Annotated in this window: 20 protein-coding genes; 7 read left to right on the top strand and 13 right to left on the bottom strand. The window is 70.9% G+C overall.

The window, feature by feature from the left end; all coding sequences use genetic code 11:
• Window positions 1-35: 35 nt before the first annotated feature.
• On the bottom strand, window positions 36-2,306 hold the full coding sequence (locus tag ACFQ7F_RS24360) for an MMPL family transporter (protein WP_383273800.1): 2,271 nt from the start codon (window positions 2,304-2,306) through the stop codon (window positions 36-38).
• A gap of 211 nt (window positions 2,307-2,517) precedes the next feature.
• On the opposite strand from ACFQ7F_RS24360, the gene ACFQ7F_RS24365 reads away from it, so the two are divergent.
• Together ACFQ7F_RS24365 and ACFQ7F_RS24370 are read left to right on the top strand one after the other, a co-directional pair.
• On the top strand, window positions 2,518-3,771 hold the full coding sequence (locus ACFQ7F_RS24365) for a sensor histidine kinase (RefSeq protein ID WP_383273802.1): 1,254 nt from the start codon (window positions 2,518-2,520) through the stop codon (window positions 3,769-3,771).
• The gene (locus tag ACFQ7F_RS24370) at window positions 3,768-4,511 is read left to right on the top strand and encodes a response regulator (protein WP_383273804.1); all 744 of its coding nucleotides are present in this window, start codon (window positions 3,768-3,770) and stop codon (window positions 4,509-4,511) included. The genes ACFQ7F_RS24365 and ACFQ7F_RS24370 overlap by 4 nt, the downstream gene beginning before the upstream one ends.
• Before the next feature lie 121 nt (window positions 4,512-4,632).
• Here ACFQ7F_RS24370 and ACFQ7F_RS24375 read toward each other — a convergent pair whose 3' ends face one another.
• Genes ACFQ7F_RS24375 through ACFQ7F_RS24385 form a run of 3 tightly spaced genes read right to left on the bottom strand, consistent with a single transcriptional unit; the run spans window position 4,633 to window position 7,696 of the window.
• On the bottom strand, window positions 4,633-5,940 hold the full coding sequence (locus tag ACFQ7F_RS24375; protein WP_383273806.1) for an ABC transporter substrate-binding protein: 1,308 nt from the start codon (window positions 5,938-5,940) through the stop codon (window positions 4,633-4,635).
• On the bottom strand, window positions 5,940-6,776 hold the full coding sequence (locus ACFQ7F_RS24380) for a carbohydrate ABC transporter permease (protein WP_383273808.1): 837 nt from the start codon (window positions 6,774-6,776) through the stop codon (window positions 5,940-5,942). The genes ACFQ7F_RS24375 and ACFQ7F_RS24380 overlap by 1 nt, the downstream gene beginning before the upstream one ends.
• The gene (locus ACFQ7F_RS24385) at window positions 6,773-7,696 is read right to left on the bottom strand and encodes a carbohydrate ABC transporter permease (protein WP_383273810.1); all 924 of its coding nucleotides are present in this window, start codon (window positions 7,694-7,696) and stop codon (window positions 6,773-6,775) included. The genes ACFQ7F_RS24380 and ACFQ7F_RS24385 overlap by 4 nt, the downstream gene beginning before the upstream one ends.
• Window positions 7,697-7,876: 180 nt before the next feature.
• Here ACFQ7F_RS24385 and ACFQ7F_RS24390 point away from each other — a divergent pair, with 180 nt between their 5' ends.
• The gene (locus tag ACFQ7F_RS24390) at window positions 7,877-8,731 is read left to right on the top strand and encodes a phosphotransferase enzyme family protein (RefSeq protein ID WP_383273812.1); all 855 of its coding nucleotides are present in this window, start codon (window positions 7,877-7,879) and stop codon (window positions 8,729-8,731) included.
• 14 nt (window positions 8,732-8,745) lie between these two features.
• On the opposite strand, the gene ACFQ7F_RS24395 is transcribed toward ACFQ7F_RS24390, so the two are convergent.
• The 4 genes from ACFQ7F_RS24395 to ACFQ7F_RS24410 all read right to left on the bottom strand — a co-directional run bounded on the left by ACFQ7F_RS24395 (window position 8,746) and on the right by ACFQ7F_RS24410 (window position 13,113).
• Window positions 8,746-9,480 carry a 3'-5' exonuclease gene (locus ACFQ7F_RS24395; RefSeq protein WP_383273814.1) on the bottom strand — a complete coding sequence of 245 codons (735 nt, stop codon included), beginning with the start codon at window positions 9,478-9,480 and terminating at the stop codon, window positions 8,746-8,748.
• Between the two features lie 112 nt (window positions 9,481-9,592).
• Window positions 9,593-10,834 carry an SAV2148 family HEPN domain-containing protein gene (locus ACFQ7F_RS24400; RefSeq protein WP_383273816.1) on the bottom strand — a complete coding sequence of 414 codons (1,242 nt, stop codon included), beginning with the start codon at window positions 10,832-10,834 and terminating at the stop codon, window positions 9,593-9,595.
• Window positions 10,835-10,937: 103 nt separating this feature from the next.
• Entirely contained in the window at window positions 10,938-12,254 is a 1,317-nt protein-coding gene (locus ACFQ7F_RS24405; RefSeq protein ID WP_383273818.1) for a copper amine oxidase, read from the bottom strand.
• Window positions 12,255-12,318: 64 nt separating this feature from the next.
• Window positions 12,319-13,113 carry a Tat pathway signal sequence domain protein gene (locus ACFQ7F_RS24410; RefSeq protein ID WP_383273820.1) on the bottom strand — a complete coding sequence of 265 codons (795 nt, stop codon included), beginning with the start codon at window positions 13,111-13,113 and terminating at the stop codon, window positions 12,319-12,321.
• Between the two features lie 159 nt (window positions 13,114-13,272).
• Here ACFQ7F_RS24410 and glgX point away from each other — a divergent pair, with 159 nt between their 5' ends.
• The gene (gene glgX, locus ACFQ7F_RS24415; protein WP_383273822.1) at window positions 13,273-15,381 is read left to right on the top strand and encodes a glycogen debranching protein GlgX; all 2,109 of its coding nucleotides are present in this window, start codon (window positions 13,273-13,275) and stop codon (window positions 15,379-15,381) included.
• Here glgX and ACFQ7F_RS24420 read toward each other — a convergent pair.
• Window positions 15,356-16,693 carry an MFS transporter gene (locus tag ACFQ7F_RS24420; protein WP_383273824.1) on the bottom strand — a complete coding sequence of 446 codons (1,338 nt, stop codon included), beginning with the start codon at window positions 16,691-16,693 and terminating at the stop codon, window positions 15,356-15,358. The two genes, glgX and ACFQ7F_RS24420, sit on opposite strands and share 26 nt — an antisense overlap.
• Before the next feature lie 81 nt (window positions 16,694-16,774).
• Here ACFQ7F_RS24420 and treY point away from each other — a divergent pair, with 81 nt between their 5' ends.
• Window positions 16,775-19,216 (top strand): malto-oligosyltrehalose synthase, encoded by a 2,442-nt coding sequence (gene treY / locus ACFQ7F_RS24425; RefSeq protein ID WP_383273826.1) that lies wholly within the window; start codon window positions 16,775-16,777, stop codon window positions 19,214-19,216.
• Here treY and ACFQ7F_RS24430 read toward each other — a convergent pair.
• Entirely contained in the window at window positions 19,196-20,287 is a 1,092-nt protein-coding gene (locus ACFQ7F_RS24430; RefSeq protein ID WP_383273828.1) for a cytochrome P450, read from the bottom strand. The genes treY and ACFQ7F_RS24430 overlap by 21 nt on opposite strands.
• Window positions 20,288-20,555: 268 nt before the next feature.
• Between ACFQ7F_RS24430 and ACFQ7F_RS24435 the strand changes: the two genes are divergently transcribed.
• Window positions 20,556-21,806: a M14 family zinc carboxypeptidase gene (locus ACFQ7F_RS24435; RefSeq protein ID WP_383273830.1), complete on the top strand. Its 1,251-nt coding sequence runs from the start codon at window positions 20,556-20,558 to the stop codon at window positions 21,804-21,806.
• A 16-nt stretch (window positions 21,807-21,822) separates the two neighbouring features.
• Here the strand turns inward: ACFQ7F_RS24435 and ACFQ7F_RS24440 are convergent, their stop codons facing one another.
• A complete protein-coding gene (locus ACFQ7F_RS24440; RefSeq protein WP_383273832.1) occupies window positions 21,823-22,374 on the bottom strand; it encodes an FHA domain-containing protein in 552 nt (183 codons plus the stop codon).
• A 176-nt stretch (window positions 22,375-22,550) separates the two neighbouring features.
• Here ACFQ7F_RS24440 and treZ point away from each other — a divergent pair, with 176 nt between their 5' ends.
• A complete protein-coding gene (gene treZ, locus ACFQ7F_RS24445) occupies window positions 22,551-24,296 on the top strand; it encodes a malto-oligosyltrehalose trehalohydrolase (protein ID WP_383273874.1) in 1,746 nt (581 codons plus the stop codon).
• A gap of 34 nt (window positions 24,297-24,330) precedes the next feature.
• Here the strand turns inward: treZ and ACFQ7F_RS24450 are convergent, their stop codons facing one another.
• Entirely contained in the window at window positions 24,331-25,461 is a 1,131-nt protein-coding gene (locus ACFQ7F_RS24450) for a M24 family metallopeptidase (protein ID WP_383273834.1), read from the bottom strand.
• Between the two features lie 170 nt (window positions 25,462-25,631).
• Window positions 25,632-26,372: a PDZ domain-containing protein gene (locus ACFQ7F_RS24455; RefSeq protein ID WP_383273836.1), complete on the bottom strand. Its 741-nt coding sequence runs from the start codon at window positions 26,370-26,372 to the stop codon at window positions 25,632-25,634.
• Between the last annotated feature and the right edge of the window lie 130 nt (window positions 26,373-26,502).

The raw sequence follows: 26,502 nt of genomic DNA on the forward strand, positions 1-26,502 counted from the left end.
CCCGCGTACGGACCCGTACGCGGGGGCCACGGCCGTCACCGTGCCGACTGGCGTTCGGAGTGCTGGTGCTGCGAGTGCGGGTGCTCGAAGTGCTGCTGCTCGAAGTGTGCCGGGTCGGCCGCGTACGGCTGGTACCGCTCGGCCGCGTACGGCCCGTCCGGGGCGTGGTGGTCCCCCCGCGTCCGGTGAGACCTGCGCGGCCACCACAGCCCACGGCCGAGGATCGCGGCCAGGGCGGGCACGAGGACCAGGGAGAGCACGAGCGAGGACAGGATGATCCCGAGTCCTGTGGCGAAGCCGATCTCCAGGGTCGAGGGGCTCGCGGCCAGTCCGGCGAAGGAACCGGCGAGCACGATTCCGGCCGTGGCGACGGCGGGCGCGGTGTGCCGGACCGCCTCGGCCACCGCGTGCCTGGCCGGGACGGGCTTCTCCATCTCCTCCCTGATCCGGTCGGTGATCAGGATGTTGTAGTCGGTGCCGAGAGCGACGACGAAGAGGAAGAGCACCAGGGGCAGCGTGAACGAGACCCCCGGCCGGTCGAGGGCGTGCTGGAAGACCAGGGTGCTCGCCCCGAGGGTGGCCACGAACCCGAGCCCCACGGCGATAAGGAGCACGACCGGTGCGAGCAACGAGCGGAGCAGCAGGAAGAGGATCACCGCGATCAGCAGGGCCGCGACCGGGAACACCAGGCGCAGGTCCTTCTCCACGGCCGTCGAGATGTCGGCGAAGACGGCGGCCGTACCCGTGACGTACGCCTGTGTGCCCTCCGGAGCGGTCCGCGCCGCCGTGTCCCTGATGGGTCCGGAGACAAGGTCGCGCGCCTCTTGCGTATCGGACTTCGCGCTCAGGAACAGATCGACCCGCGCGGCCGTGCGGTCCTTGCTGAGCACCGGCTCGCCCACCTCGCCGATGCCCTCCGCCTTGCCGAGGGCACGGGTCATGCCGGTGAGCGAACTCTCCTTGATGTCACCGCCGTCGGCGCTCCGTACGTACACGCTGTGCGGGTCGGAGACACCCGCGGGCAGGCTGCGGGAGATCTGCTCCGCGGTCCTGACCGATGCCGTCTCGGGCAGGCCCTGCTGGTCGTAGCTCATCTTCATGCCGACCGCGCCCGCGCCGAGTGCGCCGAGCAGCACCAGGCTGCCGAGCACGTACCGCACGGGGCGGGCGCTCACCGCGTGGCCCAGGCGTGCGCTGATTCCGCCGGTGCGCTCCTTCTTCCAGGCGCGGGCGGGCCAGAACATGCCTCGCCCGAGCACGGCGAGAAGGGCCGGCATCAGTGTGAGTCCGGCGAGCAGCATCACGAGTACGGAGATCGCGATCGCGGGGCCGAGGACCCGGAACTGCCCGAAGCTCGCCAGGCCGAGGGTCGCGAAGGCCGCCACGATCGTCAGGGCCGCGGAGGTGATCGCGCCGCCCACCCTCCCGGTCGTCTCGGCCGCGGCCGTCCGGGCGTTCTGCCCGGGATGATTCCGCAGCTGCTCCCTGAACCGGAACATCAGGAAGAGGAAGTAGTCGATACCGATTCCCAGGAGTACGACACCGATCAGCGAGGGCGTGGACGGGTCGAGGCCGATACCGAAGAGTTTCGCCGCACCGACCACCGCTCCCGAGGCGACGCCACCGATCAGCGCCACCGCGACCAGTGGCACGATTGCGGCCGCCGGGCTGCGGAACACCAGCACGTTCAGGAGGACGATGAGGCCCATCGTCAGAGTGCCGACTACTTTCCCCGTGGTCTCCTCGGCCTCCGCGTTGTCCACCGTGGAGGCTATTCCACCGGTGAATCCCACCCGCAGGTCGGCGGCGGCGAATTCGTGCTCCGCGCCGTCACGGAATTCCTTGTAGACGTCCTGCAGACCGGGGTCGTTGGGATTTCCGTCGAGCGACACCGTCAGGAGCCGGAAACTCTTGTCAGGGGCCACGGCACCCGCCGAAACCCGCGGGGTCTGGGAGTGGTCCTTCATGAGCGGTTCGGGCTTCGTTGCGACGATCCGCTCCCGGCCGACGTCGGCCGCGGTCGTCGCGATCCGCCGCTGGTCGCCCGCCGTGAGCTTGCCGCCGTCGTCCCTGGCGACGAGCACGGTCAGCGCGTTGGGGTCGGGCTTCGTGCCGAATTCGTCCTCGGCTATACGCAGCGCCACCGCCGAGTCGTATTTCTTGGGCAGGAAATCCCCGGCCTGGGAGTCGGTGACGTCGTACATCATCGCTTTCCCCACGAACGACAGTGCCGCTCCGAGGATCGTCCAGACGACGATCGTCATCCATCGATGCCGGGTGGAGAAAGAGGTCAGCTTGCGGATCATGCCAATAGGTCATCACGCAAAGCCCCTTGAGAGCGTCGGCCGCCGGAAGGGGACGCACCCGTGACCCTGGTCCGGTACGCCGTCGCGGGCAGTACTCCAGTACTGGGTACAAGAACCGCCCCCGCGCCGATTCACGGCTCCGCGGGCCGGGATGTAATGGGGCGCAAAGACGCTCGATCTGCTCGATCTGCTCGATTGTGGAGGCGCCCGGATGGGACGCGACTTCTTCCCTCCGGTGCCGCCCACGGGCGGGGCGCGGCCGACGCCGGGTGACGTGGCGGTCGCCGTCGTCGCGGTGGGGCTCGACGTACTGGCCTACCTCGCTCCGGGCGAAGAGGGCCCGGGGGCGCCCGTCACCGTGCTCGGTGTCCTGCTGGTCGCCGTCTCCGTGTTCCCGTTGCTCTTCAGGCGCCATCACCCCGTGCCGGTGCTCTGCGCGGTCCTCGCCGTGCAGATGGCCGTCAATCTGGGTCTTGCCGTCGACCCGGGTGCGCCGATGTCGAACAGCTACGGCGGCGCCGTCGCCGTGGCGCTCTACACCGTGGCCAGGTACAGCGGGCGGCGTGCGGTGGCGCTGGGCGTGGTGGCCACCGCGCCCGTGCAGCTCGCGCGGTACCTGCACAACGACGTGCCGTTCCTGGGGATGGGCCTCACCGACGTGCTGGTCACGCCCTGCCTCATCGTCGCCGTCGGCCTGGCCGTGCGGCAGTGGAAACGGCAGCTGGACATCAACCGGAAGCTCCTCGCCGACCGCGCGGTGACCGAGGAGCGGCGCCGCATCGCGCGCGAGCTCCACGACATCGTGGCCCACCACATCACCACCATGTACCTGATGTCCGGCGGGGCCAGGTCGACCCTGGACCGTGATCCCGACACGGCCCGCGAGGCCCTGGTGACCCTGGAGGAGTCCGGCCGGACCGCGCTGCGCGAGATGCGGCAGCTCCTCGGAGTCCTGCGCAGCACCGACACCCCGGAGGAGACGTCCTCGGAACCTCAGCCCGGGGTGGACGGCATCGAGCGGCTCGTCGCCGATTCGACCGCCGCGGGCCTCCCGGCCGAACTCCACGTCACCGGGCGGCCCCACCCGCTGCCGATGACCGTCGGCCTCACCCTCTACCGCATCGCCCAGGAGGCGTTGACCAACGCCCGCAAGCACGCGGGGCCCGCTCGCGTCACGGTGCGGCTCGCCTATCTCCCGGACCGGGTCACCGTCGAAGTGACCGACGACGGCGCGGGTGACGACAGGGCGCCCGGCGGGAGCGGCGGAAGCGTGGAGGGCGGCGGATACGGTCTGTTGGGCATGCGGGAGCGTGTCGCTCTGCACGACGGCTCCCTGCACGCCGGCAGCCGTGCGGGGGGCGGGTTCGAGGTGGTCGCGCACGTGCCGCTGCCTGCCGGTACGTACGAGGCCGACGCAGAAGTCGACGCAGAGGCCGACACACACGACAAGGACGGGACCCGATGACGACCTCTCCCACCGAGCCCGAGCCGGGCAGCGAGCCGGGCAGCGAGCCGGGCAGCGAGCCGGATGGCGGGCCCGAGCGGATCACCGTGCTCATCGCGGACGACCAGCCTCTGGTGCGCCGGGGTCTGTCCCTGATCCTGCTCTCGGACCCCGCCATCCAGGTCGTCGGCGAAGTGGGCGACGGCGAGCAGGCCGTCGCCTCTGCCATCGAACTCCGCCCCGATGTGGTCCTGATGGACATCCGCATGCCGGTGCTCGACGGTGTCAGGGCCACCGAGCGCCTGACCGCCGAGCTGCCCCGGTGCCGGGTCCTCGCGCTCAGCACCTTCGACATGGACGAGCACGTGGTCGGTGCCCTGCGTGCGGGAGCCTCGGGTTTCCTGCCCAAGGACGTCTCCCCCGAGGAACTGGTGGCCGCGCTGCGCACCGTCCACCGCGGTGAGTCCGTCGTCGCCCCGCGGCTGCTCACCCGGCTGCTCGCCACCTTCGTGACCCCGGCTCCTGCCTCGCATCCGCCGACCGCGGACCTCGCCGGACTCACCCCGCGCGAGATCGACGTGCTCCGTCTGATCGCCGCGGGCCTCGACAACACCGAGATCGCGCAGCGGATGGCGATCGGCGTCCAGACCGTGAAGAACCACGCCACCGGCATCTTCGCCAAGCTGGGCGTCCGCGACCGTGCGCAGGCGGTCATCGCGGCGTACGAGACGGGGCTCGTGCGGGCGGGGCACAGGCGCTGAACGCCCAGTGCGGTGGGGCGCCCCTTTAGGGGCGCGGGGCTGTGACATATGCGGCTCCGCCGCGTGGGCGCGCCCAGCCCCCACCGACCCGCAGCGAACAAACCGCCCACCCAGCGGAGCGCTACCGCTGATACCGATCAAGCACCAGGTTCCCGTCCTCAACCAACCGCTTCCTCAACTCACCAAGGCTGATCGCCCCGCTGTAGTACTCCTGGAGCGCAGGAGTGGCGACCTTGTCCTTCCACTCCGGGTAACCCCGCACAGACTGCGCGGGCGCCGGGCGCAAGTGGTCGGCGAGCGCCGTACCCGCGGCCCAGTCGTTCTTCTTCGTCCGCAGGGCGGGATCCCTCAGGGCCTCCGCGCCAGTAGGCAGCATCCAGTCGCCGCGCGCGAGTTTCACCATGTTGTCCGGCTGGAGGAAGAAGTCGATGAACTCGGCCGCCTCCTTCTTGTGCGGGCTGTCCTCGGAGACGGACAGGGTCTGCGGGCTGACGCCCTGCGCGAGCCCCTCCGCTCCGGCCGGGGCGGGAAGCACCTGCCAGTCGAAGCCCTTGGGTGCCTGCTGGACGATCTGCTGGCGGTAGGAGAAGCCGAGCGGGACCATCGCGTACTTCCCGCCGAAGAAGCCGGGCAGCGTGTCGGAGCCGCCCATGCCCAGGGTCGTACCGGAGGCGCTCTTGTCGGTGTTGACCTGGTCGTGGACCGTGCGCGGCATGATCTCGTCGGCTTTGCCGAAGCGGACGTCGACCTTGCCGTCCTCGCCCCGGTGGAACATCTTTCCGCCGGTCGAGAGGGAGAGGTTGAGCGTCGCGGACACCGGCTCCTTGAGCGGCCAGGCCACTCCGTACTTCCCGTCCTTGCCGTCGCCGAGTTCCTTGGCGACCGACCGGAACTCCCCCCAGCTCCAGGGCTTCTCGGGTGTAGGGATCCGGACACCCGACTTCTTCAGCCACTTCGCGTTGGCGATCAGGACGCGCGGCTCCTGGAGGAACGGCACTCCATAGACCTTGCCGTCAAAGGTCGTCGTCTCCCAACTGCGCTGCGGGATGTCGGACTTGAGGCGCTCGGGGAGCAGATCGCCGATGTCGGCGAGATAGCCGCCGTACGCGAAGTCGGCGAGGTCGTCCGATGCGTCGTGGATGATGTCCGGCGCCTCGCCGCCCTCGAAGGAGGTGAGCAGCTGGTCGTGGACGCTGTCCCAGCTTCCCTGGACGTACTCGACCTTGACGTCGGCGTGAGTGGCGTTCCACTCCTTGACGAGCGCCTTGTTGGCGTCGACCGACTCCTTCTGCCAGGCCAGGGACTGGAACTGCAGGGTGATCTTCCCGTCGTCACCCGAGTCGCCGCTGCAGCCGGTGAGCAGCAGCGCGATAGCCGCGGTGGCGGCGATCACGAGACGCGGGGTCACGAGCCGTGGCGCTGCGCGCATCAGGCCTTCACCGCCCCTGCCAGCATGCCGCCCGTGATCCGCTTCTGGATGATCGCGAAGATGACGAGCGAGGGGATGGTCGCGAGGAACGCCGCCGCGGCGAGCGGCCCGAGGTCCGCGACGCCCTCGGTGCCGATGAAGCGGTTGAGGATGACCGGCAAGGTCTGCTTCTCCGGAGTCTTGAGCAGGACGAGCGCGAAGAAGAACTCGTTCCATGCGGTGATGAAGGCGAACATCGCCGTGGCGACGATGCCGGGGGCGAGCAGGGGCGCGACGACCGAGACGAACGTACGCACCTTGCTCGCGCCGTCGACCGCCGCCGCCTCCTCCAGTTCGGTGGGCACGGCACGGACGTACCCGACGAGCATCCACAGTGCGAAGGGCAGCGACCACACCACATAGACCATGATCAGGCCGAGCAGCGAGTTGATCAGGTGCAGGTTCTTCAGGATCAGGAACAGCGGGATGATGATCAGGACGAAGGGGAACGCCTGGCTGATCACCACCCAGCCCGTCGCCGCCTTCGAGACGCGATTGCGGTGCCGCGCCATGACGTACGCCATGGGGGTCGCGATGACGACCGCGATCAGGGACGCGCTGAGTGCCGCGACCAGGGAGTTGCCCGCGGCCTGGAGCAGCGGCTGCTCGTCGAAGGCCTGCCGGAAGTTCTCAAGAGTCGGATTCTTGGGGATCCAGGTGGGGTGCAGACTGCCCAGTTCCCGCGCGGGCTTGAAGGCCGTGGAGATCAGCCAGAGGAACGGGAAGGCGAGGAAGACGAGATAGGCGGCGAGCGCCACGTACTGCGCGGCGCGCGTGGACTTCTTCGTACGCGTCATGACTCGTCGGCTCCCTTCAGACGGCCGACGAGGTAGAAGGCGAGGATCACGGAGATCACCGCGACCATCACGCAGCCCATGGCCGCCGCATAGCCGAACTGGCCGTAGCGGAAGGCCTCTTCGTAGGCGAAGAGCATGGGCAGGCGGGTGCGGCCGCCGGGGCCGCCCTGGGTGAGGACGTAGACCAGGGCGAAGGAATTGAAGTTCCAGATGAAGTTGAGCGCCGTGATGGCGAGGGCGATCGGCTTGATCGCGGGCCAGGTGACGGTGCGGAAACGGCGCCAGGCCCCCGCGCCGTCCATCTCGGCCGCCTCGTGCAGCTCGCGCGGGGTGTTCTGCAACCCGGCGAGCAGCGCGACGGTGGTCTGCGGCATACCGGCCCAGATGCCGACGACGATGACGGCGAAGAGTGCGGTGGCCGTCCCGGTCAGCCAGTCCTTGCCATCGCCCAGGCCGAGGTTGGAGAGCGTCTCGTTCAGTACGCCCGCGTCCGGGTGGTAGACGAGCCGCCACATGATGCCGACGACCACCTCGGGCATCGCCCAGGGGATGATCGCGAGCGCCCGCGCCAGCCAGCGCATCCGCAACGGCTGGTTGAGCAGGAGGGCGAGGCCCATCGCGAGGAAGAACTGCGGCACGGTGACGCCGAACGCCCACAGCAGGCCGATCCGGAACGAGTCCCAGAACAGCGTGTCGTGCAGCAGGTCCGAGAAGTTGAGGGCGCCGACCCACTGGGTCGGTTCGGTGCGGCCCGACTGGGAGTCGGTGAACGCGAGCGTGATGCCGTAGAGGAGCGGGCCCACGCTGAGGATCAGGATCGGGATCAGCGCGGGAAGGACCAGGAACCAGGCGCCGTGGTCCGGGCCTCTGCGGGCGGACGCGCCTTTCGCTGACCGCTTCGTTGCGGTCGCCAATGTCACGGAATCGGCTCCTTTGGGCGGCTCATCGGGGTTTGGCCGCCCACGCGGCCCCCGTCATCGTGCTGATGGGATCTTGATACGTCAAGCAGCTGCGCAGGCCTCGCAGCCTCTTGGCCAGTGCGAATGGGACACTGTGTCGGCGAACGTGGCGAACGTCGCGAGCGGTGCGGGAGGCAATGGATGGACGAGGCGCGGGCACGGGACGTACTGAGCTCTGTGGGTCTCGATCGGGACGCGGCACTGCTCGCGCTCGGCGAGAACGCGGTGTTCGGCGACGGTGGGTCGGTGGTCAAGGTCGGGCGTGCGGCGCCCGAGCTTCTCGACCGTGCGCGGCGGGAGTTGCGCGTCGCGCGGTGGCTCGAGGAGTCGGGCGTGCCCGCGGTGCGGGCGGCCGAGGACGAGCCCCGCCTGGTGGACGGGCATCCGGTGACGGTGTGGCACCGGCTGCCGCAGGCTGTGCGGCCGGCCGAGCCGCATGACCTCGCCGCACTCCTCCGCCTGGTGCACGCGCTTCCCGCGCCCGGGTTCGAGCTGCCACGGCGCGAGCTCCTGGGCGGAGTCGAGCGGTGGCTGCGGCTCGCCGGTGACGCGATCGACGTCGAGGACGCGGACTATCTGCGGGAGCGCAGGGACGGGTTCGAGGCGGCGGCGTCCGCGCTCACCCCCCGCCTTGCTCCTGGACCCATTCATGGCGACGCCCTCCCCCGGAACGTCCTTGTGGGCGTGGACGGTCCGGTCCTGGTGGACCTGGAGACCTTCTCCGCCGATCTGCGGGAGCACGATCTCGTGGTGATGGCGCTTTCGCGTGATCGGTATGGATTGCCGGCCGAGGCCTACGACGGGTTCGTCGCGGAGTACGGCTGGGATGTGCGGGAGTGGGAAGGGTGCGCGGTGCTCCGGGGAGCTCGGGAGACGGCCAGCTGCGCGTGGGTCGCGCAGCATTCCCCCAGCAATCCGAAAGCCCTGGTCGAGTTCCGCCGTCGTGTTGCCTCACTGCGTGACGGGGATCCGGGTGTGCGGTGGTTTCCGTTCTGAGAGCCCCCTGGCCCTCAGACGCCGGACGTCCTTGAACTGCTGACCGCATCCCGCAGGGGCCACGTGCCGTCCACCACCGCGTCCGCCTCCCCCTTCTTCCTGAGGAACTTCTGGAAGTCCGCCGCCCACTCGGCATACCAGTCGATCTGGCGGCGATGCAGCTCCGCCGGGCCGAAAGCGGCCAGCTTGGGGTGGCGGTCGGCTATGGCGGTGGCCAGGCGGGCCGCGGCCAGGGCGTCCGACGTGGCGTCGTGGGCGGACTCGAGGAGCACGCCGTACTCGGTGCAGACCGCTTCGAGGTTCCGCTTGCCCTTGCGGTAGCGCTCGACGGAGCGGTCGATCGTGTACGGGTCGATGACCGGGGCCGGTTCCGTGCCGCCCAGGCGCTCGCTCAGGGACGGCAGGCCGTGCCTGCGCAACTCGGCGGAGAGCAGGGTCAGGTCGAAGGTGGCGTTGTAGGCGACGACCGGGACGCCCGACTGCCAGTACGACACGAGGACGCCCGCTATCGCGTCGGCGACCTCATCGGCCGGCCTGCCGTCCGCTGCGGCCCGTTCGTTCGAGATGCCGTGCACCGCCACGGCCTCCGCCGGGATCTCGACCCCCGGATCGGCGAGCCACTCCCTGCGGCCCAGCGTCTCGCCCGCCCTGACCTCGATCACCGCCCCCGTGACGATGCGCGCTTCGAGCGGATCCGTCCCGGTCGTCTCCAGGTCGAACCCGATCAGCAGCTCCCGGTGCCAGCTCATGGCCGCCCCCTTCTCTGTGGTGCTTTCCCCCATTGACCACCACGATCCCATGCGCCACTGACAATCCCGGGCCCGCATTCCGCTTACCGCCCCCGGCGCCCGCCCCGGCGGCTCAGGAGACCGGCCGCGAGTCCGCCCAGGCCAGTTCGAACTCCTCCCGGTACGTCTCGAAGAGTCCACTCTCGTCCGGCTCGTCCGCCTTCACCACCCGGCGGCCGCCGCGCAGCACGAGCACCGGCGCCTCCATCCCCCGCGTCCTGCGCAGATACGACTGGACGACCGCGATGCCGTCCGCGCCGTCCCCGTCGACCAGATAAGCGGTGAAGCGCGGAGTCTCGTCGAAGACCTGGATCTCGAAGGCGCCCGGGTCGCGCAGGCGGGACCGCACCCGGCGCATGTGCAGGATGTTCATCTCGACACTGCGGCTCAGCTCGCCCCGCTTCAGGCCCAGTTCCCGCTCCCTGCGCTTGACCGCGCTGCTCGCCGGGTTGAGGAAGAGCAGCCGCACCCGGCAGCCGGACTCCGCGAGGCGGACGAGGCGGCGCCCCGAGAAGTTCTGGACCAGGAGGTTCAGACCGATCCCGATCGCGTCGAGGCGACGGGCCCCGCCGAAGATGTCCTCGGCGGGGAACTGCCGAAGCAGCCGCACCCGGTCGGAATGGACTCCCACCACGTCGGCGTACCGGTCGCCGACCAGGGACTCGACGGCGTCGACGGGCAGCCGGCGGGCGGACGGCGTGTCGGTGCCCGCGCCGAGTATGTCCAGGAGCTTCGCCGACGCGCGCTCCGCCTGGGCGAGCACGGCGGTGGACAGGGCGCGGTTGCGGGAGACGACGTTCCGGGTGACCTCCAGCTCGTCCAGGGCCAGTTCGACGTCCCTGCGGTCGTCGAAGTACGGCTCGAAGCACGGCCAGTGCTGCACCATCAGCTCGCGGAGCTGGGGCAGCGTGAGGAAGCTGAGGACGTTGTCGTCGGCCGGGTCGAGCAAGTACCCCTTGCGGCGGCTCACTTCGCGTACGGCGACGGCCCGCTGCACCCACTCCTGTCCGGCGGGTCCGGCGGCGGCGACCACCCAGTCGTCGGCGTGGACGGGTTCGTAGATGGGACGCAGAACAGCGGCCACGACCGCGCGCAGCCGCTGCTCCACGAGATTCAGCCAGATGTAGGCCCGCCCGGCGCGCTGAGCGCGCGTGCGCACCTCGCGCCAGGCATCGGCGCCCCAGTCCAGTTCGGGTCCGATCTGAGATCCCATCTCCATCGGCCGTGCCAGGGACACCGCTCCAGGCGGGCCGTCCACGGAACTCCCCTCGTGACCCTCGTCACCAGGGGGCAGTTCCCGCCCTCCCGAGCTCACCCAGCGCACCCCTTCCGCTCCCCCGAGCACCCCCCGGTTCAACGATCAAGGAAGGGTACTCCGGGAGCGGCGGGCGGTGCAGCCGGATGGGAAGGGTGGATTCTCAACGACCCTGCGCGGGCTGGCCGTTCTGATCGGCGAGGTCCTGCGGAGTGAGCGGGCTCATAGCGGTCACGTCGCGCGCGGCCAGCGAGAAGCCCTGCCAGTGGACCGGCATGGGCTGCTGGTCCTCGTCACGGGCGATGTGGTGGAAGCCGACGTGGACCCAGGTGACCGGGTGTGTGAGGGACTGACCGTTCACCCACTTGTCGACGCTGTCCGGTGTGCCGTTGGGGCACCCGGGGTTGTTGCTCGCGTACTGCTCGCACTTCTTGTACTCGGTGAAGTACACGTCGTGCTTGGTGAAGGGGCGTCCGGCGTGCTTGGTGCTGGGGCCCGGCACGATCTCGTACGAGCGCGGGTGACCGTCCTTGTTCTTGCCCGCCCCGCTGACCACGCGCCACCAGCGCATGTCCTTGCGGTCACCGGCGAGTTCCTTGGTGACCTTGGTGCGGGTGGTCTTCGTGGTGGGGCTGCCCTGGCCGGTGGGCGGGGTGACCTTGGAGTCGTACTGCTCGACCTTGGCCTTCGGGGAGCCGTCAAGGCCGAAGTTGAGCCGCCAGAAGACGTTGTGGGCGTGGCTCTCGGCCTTGGCCTGGTCGCCCTTGCCGATGGGCCAGCCGCCGCTGTCGCCGCCGTCGTAGTCGTACGGCGAGAGGCTGCCGGTCGCGCCGACCTGGGAGGTGATGGTGCCGTCCGACGAGAAGCGCCACTCGGTGATGTACTCGTACCAGGAGGCCTTGTTCACGGTGTAGACGAGCAGGTCCTTGCCCTGGCCTGTGTAGACCTTGCCGGTGCCGCCGGTGCTCTGGTCGTCGTTGAGGCGGTACGCGTGTCCACGCGCGCGCGTGGTGGCGCACAGGCCCTTCACGTTGCCCCGCTGCGGAACCTTCACGGTCTTGATGGTGCCGCCGGGACACTCGCCGGGGTTCAGGTTCTGCAGGGCCTGGCCGAAGTCGGTGCCGGTGACGTCGTCGTACTCGGCCTCGCCGTCGTCGTAGGGGACGTGGACCTGCGCGAGCCGGGCGCTGGTCAGGACGGGAATCGGCTTGGTCTCCCCCTTGGGCTGGTAGCTGATCTTGTCGAGGATCAGGCCGGAAAGGCTGTTGTAGTGCCAGCACATGCGCCAGGTCGTGCCGCCGTCGACGGTCTGCTCGATCTTGTAGGCGTCGCTGCAGTCGGCGGCCGCCGTGGGGGCGCTCGGCGCCTGGGGGGCGGCCGATGCGGGCGATGCGGCGGTGGCGGCGCCGCCGATCAGCGCGAAGGCAGCGAGGGCCGTGGTGGCCCGTCTGCGGGCGCGCGAAAGTCTGTTGACGTGCATTGCGGTGTGAACTCCCTCGTCCGAGGAGAAGCAGAAGTGTGGTGTCGTGCGCGGGCGGCCCAGATCAGCCGAGGCGGCCCACGGAACGGGTGCTCAGGTCGACGACGAGGGACCGGGTGTCGATCCACGGGCCGCTCTTGACCTTGGTGACGACCTGGAGGCACCGGTGCTTGCCGCACTCGGCGAGGCCGGACGGCACGCGCTCGACGGTCTCCTTGCGGAAGACCATGCCGCTCAGCTGCAGCTGTCCCGGGCCGGTCAGCGTCTTGCCCGTGGCGTGCTTGAAGTCCTGCTTCAGGCCCTTGCCGAGCGGGTCGGCGATCAACAGCTGGGCGCCCTCTGCGAGCTCTTCCTGGCTGGGCGGCGGCTGAACGTTCTGCGTGGTGGTCGTGTTCACCACCTTGCCGTTCTCCACATTGACCGTCTTGGTGATGACGGCGTCCTTCTTGTAGTCGTAGTAGACGACCTCCGCGCTGCGCGGTGCGGCGGCACCCGCGGCACCCGCGTCACTGGGCTCCTGCTCACTGAGGTTCGTCGAAAGGAGCTGCGGGCCGCGGTCTCCCTCGACGTCCCTGGCGCTGGAGCGCAGGGCGCCCGTCACCGAGGCCTTCTCGGCACGCTCGGTCTCCGCATCGGTCAGCGGGTCGCTGCCTATGCCCTTCTCGCCCTCTTCGGGTGCGGCCTCGACGACGCCGTCCTTGGCGATCGCGTTCTGCTTCGCGTCCGCGGCGTTGGCCTGGCGGCCCCCCGACTCGCCCGCCCCCGGCAATGCGACGCCCACCAGCACAGCGGCGGTGGCCAGCGCGACTGCCGCGCCCGCCACCACCTTGCCCAGGTTACGTCTGACTATCTCTCCCACTTGCTCCCCTTTTTTCCCCCACGAGCCCCAATAGAGGCATACCGAGTATGTGGTCGGTCGGTTAGACGGCTTCAACTCCCGCGTGGTTGCCCCACTTTCGGGGAGACTCTGACCAATGTGACCCCGAGCCGAGGGGGCGGTAGTGGAAGAGTCATATGCATGCAGGTGTGGCCAGGGCAGGCGTATCCACTCGGTGCCACGTACGACGGCGCCGGCACGAACTTCGCGGTCTTCTCCGAGGCCGCCGACCGCGTAGAGCTCTGTTTGTTGCACGACGACGGCTCGGAGACAGCCGTCGAGCTGCGTGAGTCCGACGCGTTCGTGCTCCACGCGTACCTGCCCGGCGTGATGCCGGGCCAGCGGTACGGCTTCCGTGTGCACGGTCCGTACGAACCCGCGCAGGGGCACCGCTGCAACTCGGCGAAGCTGCTGCTCGATCCGTACGCCAGGGCGGTCAGCGGCCGGATCGACTGGGGCGAGGAGGTGTACGGCTACCGGTTCGGCGCCCCCGACAAGCGCAACGACATGGACTCGGCGCCCCACATGATGACCTCCGTGGTGGTCAATCCGTACTTCGACTGGGGCGACGACCGGCCGCCGCGCACCCCGTACAACGAAACCGTGCTCTACGAGGCCCATGTGAAGGGCCTGACCATGCGACATCCGGATCTTCCCGAGGAGTTACGCGGTTCGTACGCGGCGCTCGCGCATCCGGCAGTCATCGATCACCTCACGCAACTGGGCGTGACGGCCCTCGAACTGATGCCGGTGCACCAGTTCGTGAACGATCACCGTCTGGTCGACATGGGCCTGAACAACTACTGGGGCTACAACACGATCGGCTTCTTCGCGCCCCACAACGCGTACGCCTCCTGGGGCGACCGGGGTGAGCAGGTACTGGAGTTCAAGCAGGCCGTGAAGGCGCTGCACGAGGCGGACATCGAGGTGATCCTCGACGTCGTCTACAACCACACGGCCGAGGGCAACCACCTGGGCCCGACGCTCTCCTACAAGGGCCTGGACAACGGCTCGTACTACCGCCTCATGGACGATTCCCGCTACTACATGGACACCACCGGGACCGGTAACTCGCTCCTGATGCGGTCGCCGCACGTGCTCCAGATGATCATGGACTCGCTGCGGCACTGGGTCACGGACATGCACGTGGACGGCTTCCGCTTCGATCTCGCGGCGACGCTCGCCCGGCAGTTCCACGAGGTGGACCGCCTGTCGTCCTTCTTCGACCTCGTGCAGCAGGACCCCGTGGTGAGCCAGGTGAAGCTGATCGCCGAGCCGTGGGACGTCGGCGAGGGCGGCTATCAGGTCGGCAACTTCCCGCCGCTGTGGACCGAGTGGAACGGCATGTACCGCGACACGGTGCGCGACATGTGGCGGGGCGAGCCGCGCACCCTCGCGGAGTTCGCGTCCCGGCTCACCGGCTCGTCCGACCTCTACCAGGACGACGGCCGGCGCCCTCTGGCGTCGATCAACTTCACCACCTGCCACGACGGTTTCACGCTGCACGACCTCGTCTCGTACAACGAGAAGCGCAACGAGGCCAACGGCGAGGACAACCAGGACGGCGAGAGCCACAACCGCTCCTGGAACTGCGGCGCCGAGGGTGAGACCGACGACCCGGACGTCCTGGAGCTGCGCGCACGGCAGATGCGCAACTTCATCGCGACGCTGATGCTCTCCCAGGGCGTCCCGATGCTCAGCCACGGCGACGAGTTCGCCCGGACGCAGGAGGGCAACAACAACGCCTACTGCCAGGACAACGAGATCGCCTGGGTGCGGTGGCCGGAAGGCGAGAGCACCCAGCTGGAGTTCACGCGCGCGATGGCGTGGCTGCGGCGCGATCACCCCGTCTTCCGCAGGAGGCGGTTCTTCCACGGCCGTCCGGTCGAGGGCACGCACGACGATCTCTCGGACATCGCCTGGTTCACGCCGGAGGGTGAGGAGATGGCGCAGGAGGACTGGGACGCTTCGCAGGCACGGGCGCTGACGGTGTTCCTGAACGGCAACGCGATCTCCGAGCCGGGTACGCGCGGCGAGCGGATCTCCGACGACTCGTTCCTGATGATGTTCAACGCGTCGGCCGAGCCGTTGGAGTTCGTGATTCCGGTCAATCACGGCCGCCAGTGGCAGGTGATCGTGGACACCGCGCGGCCGGAGGGTGTGCCGTCGGACACGGGACCGAAGGCGGGAGCCGGCGAGCGCCTGACGCTGACCGACCGGAGCCTCATCGTCCTGCAGCGTCCTGCGTGACCAAGGGTGTGGCGTTCGTGCTGTCGTCCGTCGTGGGGCGGGCGATCAGCGCGACCAGGAACGCGACGGCGGCGGCCGCGCTGCCGAGTGCGAACGCCGCGCCGGGGCCGTGGGACTCGGCGAGGCGTCCCGCCACGGCGAGCGTGACCGCCTGGCCGCCGACGAAGGCGCTCGCGGCGGACGTCATCCCCTCGGCGAGCCGCCGCGGCGGGCAGGAGCGCTCGGTGAGCGCGAAACCGGTGATCAGGTTCGGGGCATAGACGGCGCCGAACACGGTCACCACGAGGTACAGGCCCGTCATGCTGTCCGTCCACACCAGCGGCAGCGAGAGCAACGCCGCCGCGGCCGTCGCCACGCGCCAGCGCGTGTGAAGGCCGAAGCGCTCGGGCAGCGCGGCCATGGAGAGCCCCACGACGGCGCTCATGACGCCCATGGCGGCGTAGACGAGGCCCGCCTGGCCCGGCTGCCCCAGCTCCTGGGTGAGGGCCGTGATGCCCGCTCCACAGGCGCCGAGCAGTACGCCGACGAAGACGAGCCCGACGCGTACGACGACGACCTCGCGCGGGAGGCGGTGTCGGTCTGCGCGCGGGCGTGCCCCCTCGCCTGTCGCGTGCGTCACCCGCACCGTCCGGCCCGTGGGGTGCAGCGCGAAGCCGGAGCCGCAGACGGCAACCAGGAGCGCGGCAAGACCGAAGGCGTACGCCGGGTGGCCCGCCACGGCCGCGAGGCCCACCAGGGCGGGGCCGAGCACGAAGGACAGCTCGTCCATGGTGCTCTCCAGGGACAGCACGGTGTTGACCAGACGGTCGTCACCGCCCGCCCCGCGGACCATCGGGACGGCGCGTGCGCGGGCCAGCGGGCCGATCCCCGGGATGCTCGCGCCGGCGAACACGGCGAGGACGACGAGCGCGGGCGTGGGCAGCTCGAAGAGGGCGCCGAGCGTGTACACCGCGATCGCCACGGCGTTGAGCAGCGAGAAGCCGAGAACGACGGTGCGCTGTCCGCGCCGGTCGGCGAGGCGGCCGACGAGCGGGCCCATGGTCACCTGGCCGAGCGCGAGGGCGCAGGCGACCACGCCGCCGGTGGCGAGCGATCCGCTGGTCTCGGTGACAAGGAGGACGCTGCCGAACTGGATCATGGCCACGGGGAGCCTGCCGAGGAACGAGATCACCGGAAGGAGCGCTCCGGTGTGCCCGATCACTTCGCGGTAGGTGTCCAGAAGCCCTCGTGCGCCGGGCTCGTCCCGTCCGTCCTGTGCCTGTGCCTGTGCCTGTGCCTGTGCCTGTGCCTGTGCCTGTGCCTGTGCAGCCATCGTCCGACGCTAACGACGCCCACGCGGCCACACGCATGAGTCGATGGCACGAAAGCCCGTCAGGCGGGTACGTAGGTTCGCATGACACCTGAGCGCTCGGAGCCCGCGGTGCCACCACCGCCCACCGCCACCTACCGGCTGCAGCTCCAGCCGGAGTTTCCGTTCTCGGCCGCCGAGGCGGCCGTCCCGTATCTGGCCTCGCTCGGAGTCTCGCACCTGCATCTGTCGCCGGTGCTCGAGGCCGTTCCAGGATCCACGCACGGCTACGACGTCGTGGACCACGCGCGCGTGCGGGGCGAGCTGGGCGGCGAGGAGGGACTGCGGGCCCTGTCGCGCACCGCGCGGGCGTACGGTCTCGGTCTTGTCGTGGACATCGTGCCGAACCACATGGCGGCGGTGCCGCGCCACAACCACGCCCTCTGGGAGGTGCTGAGGGAGGGACCCGACTCTCCCTACGCGCGGTGGTTCGACATCGACTGGGAGGCGGGCGGCGGGCAGGTGCTGCTTCCGGTGCTCGGGCGCGGGGTCGGGGACGAGCTGGAGCGCCTGCGGGTCGACGGGGACGTGCTGCGCTACCACGAGCATGCGTTTCCCCTCCGTGACGGCACCGGGGAGCTGCCGTTGCCGCAGCTCCTCGACGCCCAGTGGTACCGCCTCTCGTGGTGGCGCCTTGCTCGCACGGAGCTCAACTACCGGCGCTTCTTCACCATTTCCGACCTCATCGGGGTGCGCGTCGAGGACCCGGAGGTGTTCGACGCGACCCACGCGAAGATCCTCGAACTGCTGCGGGAAGACGTCGTGGAGGGGCTGCGGATCGACCACCCCGACGGCCTTGCGGATCCGGGGGCGTACCTCCAGAGGCTCCAGGAGGCCACACACGGGCGCTGGACGGTCGTCGAGAAGATTCTGAGCGACGGGGAGCAGCTGCCCGCCGCGTGGCCCGTGGCGGGCACCACGGGGTACGACGCCCTTCGCCACCTCGACGGCCTCTTCACGGACCCGGCGGGTGCGGGTGAACTGCTCGGCCAGTACCGGAGGTTCACGGCTCCTCCGGTGGACCGGGGCGGCGACTGGGGGGCGACGGTACGACGCGCCGCGTACAAGGTGCTCACCCATGAGCTCGCCGCCGAGACCGACCGCCTGACGCGCGAGGCTACCGCGCTCTGCGCCCCGGACCCCGCGCTGCGCGACCACGCGCCATGGGCGCTGCGGACCGCGCTCCTGGAGCTGCTCGTACGGCTTCCCGTCTACCGGCCGTACGTCTCCGGGGGCGTCGAACCGGCTTCGGTGCTCACCGTGGGGGCCGCCGCCGAGGCGAAGGCGGCCTTCGCGGTGCGGGAGGAGGCCGAGGCGGTCGATGTCGTACGGGACCTGGCGCTCGGCCGCCTTGGATCCGGGCCCGCGCTCGACGGCTTCCGCGCGCGGTTCGCGCAGACCTCGTCCGCGCTGCGGGCCAAGGCGGTCGAGGACACGGCGTTCTACCGGCACGCGCCGCTCCTGTCGGCGGCCGAGGTGGGCGGCTCTCCCGCGCACCCCGCGGTGGCTCCTGAGGCCTTTCACACCTACTGCGCGCGCGTGCAGCGCGACTGGCCGTACGCGGGCACGGTGCTCACCACGCACGACACGAAGCGCAGCGCCGACGTGCGGGCGGGCATCGCCGTCCTCACGCAGTGCCCGGAGCGGTGGGCCGACCTCCTGGTCGAGGTGACCGAGCAGACCGCGCGCGCGGGCGGCACCAGCGCGCCGGACCCGCAACTGGCCTGGGCGGCCTGGCAGACGGCTGTCGGCTTCGGCTTCCCCTACGACGAGCGGCTGCAGAAGGCCCTGCTCAAGCACGTGCGCGAGGCGGGCCTGCACACGAGCTGGACCGAACAGAACGAGGCGTACGAGAAAGCCGTGACGGCGTTCGTGGAGGCGGGTCCTTGCGGGCCGCCGCTCTACACGGTCGCGGAGTTCGCGGCCGGGCTCCGGCCCCATGTGCGGGCGAACATTCTCGGGGCCACGCTGCTCCAGCTGACGATGCCCGGGGTGCCCGACATCTACCAGGGCACGGAGAGCGAGTACCGGGCCCTGGTGGACCCGGACAACCGGCGGCCCGTGCGGTTCCAGTCGCACGTCCTTGAGTACCTGGAGCAGCACCGTGACCGCTGGGACCTCTCCGAGGAGAAGCTGGCGCTCACGGCGACCGCGCTGCGGCTGCGCAGGCGCCGTCCGGAGCTGTTCGGCGACGCGGCGACGTACGAACCCCTTGCGGCCCTTGGCCCCGGCGCGGCGCACTGCGTGGCCTTCGCGCGCTCCGGAGAGGTGATCTCGGCGGTGACCCGGCTCTCCTCGCGGCTTGCCGAAGCGGGCGGCTGGCGCGCGACGGAACTGGCGCTTCCGGAGGGGCGGTGGGTGGATCTGCTCACCAGGGGGCGGGAGTTCACGGGGCACGCGCGCGTGGAGGAGCTTTTCGGGGAGATGCCGGTGGTGCTTCTGGAGCGGGTCCCGACAGGGCGGGCCTCAGCGGGTCCTGACGAGTAGCAGGCGTGGAGCCCGCGCCATGAGACCCCGGGGCGCGGGCCTGAAGCCGGGAGCCAGGCGCAGGCCCGGCATGGCGTCGAGCAGGGCCCGCAGGCCGCACTCGGCGGCGAGCCCGGCCAGGGTGGCGGCCGGGCAGAAGTGCCGTCCCGCGCCGAACGCGAGGTGCGCCGGGTCCGCACGGAAGATGTCGTAGCGGTCGGGGTCGGCGAAGCGGAAAGGGTCACGCCCCGCCGAGCCGATGAGGCAGGCCACGACGGATCCCGTGGGCAAGGTGGTGCCGCCCAGGGCGATCGGCGCGGTCGCGCGGCGCAGTACGACGGGGGTGGGCGGGTCACGGCGCAGGGACTCCGCCCAGGCGCCGGGTATCAGCCCCGGACGGGCGCGCACGAGGTCCAACTGGGCCGGGTGGCCGAGGAGATTGGCGAGGAAGGAGGCAAGGGCGAGGGCGGTGGCCTCGCCGCCGCCGGTGAGAAGCGTCCCGGCGAGAGCGGTGACGGTGTCGTCCGAGAGCGCCTGCCCGCCCGTCCGGGCGCCGCACAGCGCCGAGAGCAGGTCCGCGCCGGGACGGGCGCGCCGCCGCGCGACATGGGGGCGCAGCAGCCCGACGAGATCCGGGTGGACGCCCCCGGGACGCACGGACCCCGTACGGCACCACTCCCGCACCCGCGCGGCGTCCTCCCAGGGCAGCCCGAGCGCGGCGACGGCAGCCGCCGCGGGCAGCCACGCGCTGAACTCGGCGACGAGGTCGACCTCGCGCCGCCCGGACATGCGCCGGGCGAGGACGTGGGCGGTGCGCTCGGTGGCGGCCCGCAGGACGGGCTCCAGGAGCCTTCGGTGACCCGGCCCCGGCCCGGTCGGCGCCGAACCGAGCCGGACGTCGCCGAGCGCGGCCCGCACGTCCGAGTACCGGCTGAGCAGCCAGGCCCCGAGGAGCTCGTCGCGGACGAGGGGGAAGCTCTCGCGGAGGCTGCGATAGAGCGGGTAGGGGTCGTGCTCGATGCCGGGGGCGAGAAGGCTGGGTATCTCAGCCCGTCCGGCGTTCGAGGACGAACTCGGCGGAGCCGGTGACAAACGGCGCCCACGAGGGGCCGGGCTCGAAGACACGGCAGGCACAGCAGGCACGGCAGGCACGGCAGCTTCCCTTTCCCGCTGGGCGCCCCCGCCGGAAAGAAGTGGGGTTTCAGGGGATCACCGCGCAGCGCCGTGCGCAGTTCCCGTACGCCCATTCGGGTGACACTGCGGGGCAGGGCCGCCGCAAGGTGACATCCCTCGGATCGCACGCTTGACACGTGCCCGACCGCGTGGCGTACTGCGGATTGCTTCAGCGGACAAGACAGGGGTGAGTCAACTGGCGGAGCAGCGCTATCCCAATGTGGCCGAACTCGTACTGTCCGCAAGGGGGTTGGCGGCGCACCGCCCCGGGTTGAGCTCCCTGCGCCAGGTGGGTACCTCACGTGCCGGTAGACCCCTGCACCTGCTGTCCATCGGCCGCTCCCGACGTGCCGTGCTGGTCGTCGCGGGCGCGCACTCGAACGAACCGACCGGTGGTTCGACGCTGCTCCACCTCGCGGAGTGGGCCCTGCGGGACGAGGGCCTGCGCGCCGACACCTCCTGGCACTTCCTCCTGTGCGCCGACCCGGACGGCGCGAACCTGCACCGCACGCCCGCGCCGCGCACCCTGTTCGACTACCACCGCCACTTCTTCCGCCCCGCGGGCCCCGAGCAGCCGGAGTGGTCCCCCTCCGTGCTTCCGCCCGACCGGCTGCCGCCCGAGACCCGTGCCCTGACCGGCGTCATCGATGAACTGCGGCCCTACTTGCAGGTGTCGCTGCACGGAACCGATCTCGGCGGCAGCTGGGTGCAGTTGACGCGGGACATACCGGGGCTCGCGGAGCCGTTCGCCAAGTCAGCGGCGGAGCTGCACATACCGGTGGAGACGGGGGCTTCGGACGCCGCGGGCTGGCCGGTCTCGGGGCCGGGGGTCCATGTGCTGCCGGGCCCCGGCTCGGCCGCCGCCTATCCGAGCCTGCCCGAGGACGCCCGGCACACCACCTGGCACCACGCCCACCGGTACGGCGGCCTGACCGCCATCGTCGAGGTCCCGATGTGGGCGAGCGACCTCGTGGACGACCCGACCGTCCATCCCGCCCCGGAGCTGGCACTGCGCGGCTTCGCACGGCGGCTGCGCCAGGACGCGGGCCTGGTCGAGGACATCCTCAGCGAGGCGCTGCCGCGGCTCCCCGAGGCGCAGGGGCCGCTGATGCGCGCGGCGCGCTGGGCGCTCGACCTGGTGCCCGGTCTCGCCGACGACTGGGCCGGTCTGCCGCCCGCGGGAACGTCCATGGCGTACATAAGCAGCGTGGACGCCTTCGGGCGCCGTCTTCCGCTGCGGGCCGCCGCGATGCTGCTGCGGGTCCTCGACACGGCGGGCGACCGGGCCGCGCCCCGCCTCGAACGGCTCGTGCTGCGCTGGAGCGACGCGTTCGCCGAGCGGTTCAGGGCTCGTTGGGTGCCGGTGGAGCACCAGGTCGAGCACCAGTCACGGACGACGGTCGCGGCGGCGCGCCACGCGCGCGTGCAGGGCGATTGAACGGGCTTCACGAACTTCACGAACCGGAGAGCCGGAAGCCCATCTTCCCGAAGCTGACCTGATCGCCGTCCTGGACGACGGCCACACCCGTCACCCTGCGGCCGTTCACGGACGTGCCGTTGGTCGAGCCGAGGTCACGCAGCACCCACATGCCGCCCTGCCTGCTCAGCTCGGCGTGCACCCGGGAGACCGTCTCGTGGCTGAGCCTGAGCCCGTTCGCCGGGTCGCGGCCGATCCGCAGCGGATACGGGTTCCCCGGCACCGGAAGGAGCAGCTTGGGCAGCTTCTCGGCCTGCCAGGCCCTGCGCAGCCGGACCGTGAACCCGGAGACCGCGCCGACGGCGCCGAACACCACACGCGAGAGACGTCCCTCGGTCCGCAGATCGGCGGTGAGCGCGTGGAGTTCGTCGAGCTGGCGGGCGGCGAGCGCCAGCTCCATGCGCCGCACGAACGTGTCGTGCGACAGCCTGCCGAGGGCAGCGCCCTCTCTGAGCACCTTCAGCGCCCTGTCCCGCTCGGCATCGGTCAGCCGCGCGGGGTGCATGTGGATCTCAAAGGACGACGTCACCCTCGTGATTGTCTGTCAGCGCGGCCGGAGTGTCCAGATGCGGCCGGGGTGTCCAGATAACGCGGAACGACCGCGGGCCGATCACTTCTGCAGCACGATGGACCGACGTGACCACGGATGACGTACGAATGAAGACGGATGGCCGTCAGCGGATCACAGACGAGGGGGAACTGTCGGTGGAGTTCGAGGTGTGGGCACCCGGGGCCGAGCACGTCGCGCTGCTGTGCGAGGGATCCACGCGCGCGTTGGAGCGCGCCGACGGCCGGGCCGGGTGGTGGACGGCGGAGGCGGACGCCACTGAGGGGGCCCGCTACGGCTTCTCGCTCGACGGCGGCCCCGTGCTGCCCGACCCCCGCTCGCGGCGCCAGCCGGAAGGACCCGACGGGCTCAGCGCCGTCGTCGACCACGACCGGTACGCGTGGCGCGCGCCCTGGTCGGGGCGCGGGGTGCGGGACGCGGTCCTGTACGAGCTGCACGTGGGGACGTACACACCGGACGGCACGCTCGACTCAGCCGCGGGGCGGCTCGGCCACCTCGCCGAGCTGGGTGTCACCCATGTGGAGCTGATGCCGCTCTGCCCGTTCCCGGGGCGGCACGGCTGGGGGTACGAAGGCGTGTCCCTGTGGGCCGTGCACGAGCCGTACGGCGGGCCCGACGCACTGAAGCGCTTCGTCGACGCCGCCCACGCGCACGGCATGGGCGTCGTGCTCGACGTCGTCCACAACCACCTCGGCCCCTCCGGCAATCATCTGCCCGCGTTCGGGCCCTACTTCACCGAAACCCACCACACTCCGTGGGGCGCCGCGGTCAACCTCGACGCCCCCGGCTCGGACGAGGTGCGCGCGTATCTGATCGGCAGCGCGCTCGCCTGGCTGCGCGACTACCGCCTGGACGGCCTGCGCCTGGACGCCGTGCACGCGCTGCGCGACACGCGCGCGTGCCACTTCCTCGAGGAACTGTCGGCGGCCGTGGACGATCTCGCCGTCGAGCTCCGCAGGCCGCTCTCGCTCATCGCCGAGTCCGACCAGGGCGATCCGCGTGTCATCACCCCGCGCCGGGCGGGCGGTCTCGGCCTGCACGCGCAGTGGAACGACGACTTCCACCACGCGCTGCACTGCGCCCTCACCGGCGAATCACACGGCTACTACGAAGACTTCGCCCACGCGCCCTTCGCCGCGCTCGCCAAGACGCTGACGGGCGGCTTCTTCCACGACGGTACGTACTCGACCTTCCGGGGGCGCAGGCACGGGCGCCCCGTCGACCCCGCACGGACGCCCGCCTACCGCTTCCTCGGCTATACGCAGACCCACGACCAGATCGGCAATCGCGCACAAGGGGACCGGCTCTCCGCCACCCTCTCCCCCGGCCTCCTCGCCTGCGCGGCCACGCTCATCCTCACCGGCCCCTTCACCCCGATGCTGTTCATGGGCGAGGAGTGGGGCGCCGCCACGCCCTGGCAGTTCTTCACCGACCACACCGATCCCGAGCTCGCGGATGCCGTGCGCCGGGGCAGGCGCCGCGAGTTCGCGGCGCACGGCTGGGCCGAGGACGACATCCCGGATCCGCAGGACCCGGCCACCAGGGACCGGTCCTGTCTCGACTGGGCCGAGCCCCTGACCGACCCCCACGCGCGCGTGCTTGCCTGGTACCGCGAACTGATCGCCCTGCGCCGCGCCCGCGGCGACCTCCTCGACCCCGACCTGGCGGCGCTCCGGGTCGCCCACGACGAGGAACAGCGCTGGTTCGCGGTCCGGCGCGGCGACGTACGGATCGCGGTGAACCTCGGCAAGGAGGCGGTCGACATCCCGCTGGGCGGTCGGGGCTCACGGGTGCTCGCGGCCTGGACGCCGGTCACCGCACCCGGCGCGGACGGGCTGCTGCGGCTGCCCGCCGAGTCGTGCGCGGTGCTCGCGACACCATGAAGCCGATGGCGGACGTCAGTGCCGATGGCGGACGTCAGTTGACGATCGCAAGCTCGCGCGGCGTGGAGTTGAGGCGCCGTACGCCGTCGTCGGTGACCGTCACGATGTCCTCGATGCGCACTCCGAAGCGGCCCGGCAGATAGATGCCGGGCTCCACGGAGAAGCACATCCCGGGCACGAGGGGCAGTTCCTCGCCCTCGATCATGTAGGGCGGCTCATGGGTGGTGACGCCTATGCCGTGCCCGGTGCGGTGGATGAAGTACTCGCCGTACCCGGCATCGGTGATCACCGCCCGCGCCGCCCTGTCGACGTCCTGGCAGGCGCCGCCGGGCCGCACCGCGCGGCAGCCGGCCTCCTGCGCCTCGCGCACGATGTCGTGGACCTTCTGTTCTTCGGCACCGGGCTCGCCCACGTGCACCGTGCGCGAGGTGTCCGAGCCGTAGCCGTGCATCAGGCCGCCGAAGTCGAGGACGACCATGTCGCCGTGTCCGATGACGCGATCGCCTGCTTCATGGTGCGGGTTGGCGCCGTTCGGACCTGAGCCGACGATGGTGAAGTCGACCTGGGAGTGCCCGAACCGCTGCAGCAGATCGGCGAGATCGGCGGCGACATCGGTCTCCTTGCGGCCCGCGAAGGGAACCTTCTTGATCTCTTCGTACGTCGAGTCGGCGGCGGCACCGGCCGCCGTGAGGCGCTCGAGTTCCGCGGCGTCCTTGACGGCGCGCAGCATGGGGAGCGCTTCGGTGAGGGACACGTAGGAGGTGTTCGGCAGCTCGTTCTGGAAGCCGAGGAGATGCATGGCCCAGGAGTTGTCACTGATGCCGAAGCGGCCGTCGACGTCCAGGAGCGGCGCGGTCGTGGCGTAGGGATCCTTGCCGTCGGTCCAGTCGCGCAGGGCGAGCGCGCCCGCGCCCGCCGCGCGTTCCGCGTCCGGGGCCTCCAGGGTGGGCACCACGAGCACCGGCTCCTGCCCCGCGGCGAGCACGAGGACGGTGAGGCGCTCGGTGGCGACCGGCTGGTAGCCGGTGAGCCAGACCAGGTCGGGGCCGGGCGCGACGAGCAGTCCGGCGAGCCCCGCGTCCGCCGCGGTGGCCGCGGCGCGGTCCATACGGGCCTTGTAGTCGTCGGCGGTGAAGGGCGCGGGGGTGCCGGTCGTGCCGGTCATGGGGGCCTCCAGGGCTGCTCACTGCTGCGCGTACGGCGCGCTGCCGATGAAGCCGATCCTGCCCGCACCGCCGCGCGTGCGCGACCGGGTTACGGCAACCCCCGTCACGCCCCACACCGTTCCGCGCCGCCCCGCACCGCCCCTCCTGGATCTTGTCGAGCCACGCCACCTCACGTCACGAAGCCCGGCGTCACCAGCAGGGACTGCCGCTGTCCGCTCACGTGGCGGACGGTCACAGTGACGTTCCTTCCCGGATCAGCGGCGGCGACCGCAGCCGCAAGAGCCTTGGCCGACGCGATACGGGTCTTGCCGAAGGCGAGCAGTACGTCGCCACGTACGAGACCGGCACTGTGGCCGGGGCCGGGGCTGTGCACGCCGACGAGCAGGGCTCCGGAGCTCTTGGGTGCGTCGACGGCCTCCACGCCGATGGCGGGGCGCGCGGCGGCCCGCTCAGCGGCCTTCTCGGGTTTTGCGGGCTTCTCGGGCTCCTTCTCGGTCGGGTTCGGAGGCGGGTTCGGCGGCGGCTTCGGCGGGGCGGAGGGCTTGGGCACGGCGCCCGCCTTCGCCTGCGCCTCCTTCTGCATGTCGGCGAGCTTGCTCATGCCGATGACGGTGGCGCTGACCGTGCCGAGCCCCACCCCCGACAGCACGAGGACGGCCGAGAAGAGCAGTCCGAAGAGCAGGGTGGCGAGCCGCCGTCCGCGCCGCCGGGCGGCATGCGGACGGTGGCCGGGGCCGGGCCTGCGGCCCGTGCCGGGTGCCCGCCCCGCACCGGGTGTCCGGCCGGCACCGGGCTTTCGGCCGATGCCGAACCTGTGGCGGATACCGAACTTGCCGTCTGTGCCGAACTTCCCACCCCTGCCGTGCTCCTGTCCGGGCATCGGCTTGGGACGCAACGCAGTCTGTTCCATGGCTCGCCTCCGGCCACAGCCCTACCCGGCGTGACCCGGCGCGACGATTCACGAACGAGTGACGTCCACATGTGCGGGACCGAGTACGACGGACACCGTGACCGCGTGACGTGCGCGCCCCGGACGAGCT

Origin of the sequence: Streptomyces sp. NPDC056486 (assembly GCF_042795295.1) — a bacterium.
Classification (GTDB): domain Bacteria; phylum Actinomycetota; class Actinomycetes; order Streptomycetales; family Streptomycetaceae; genus Streptomyces.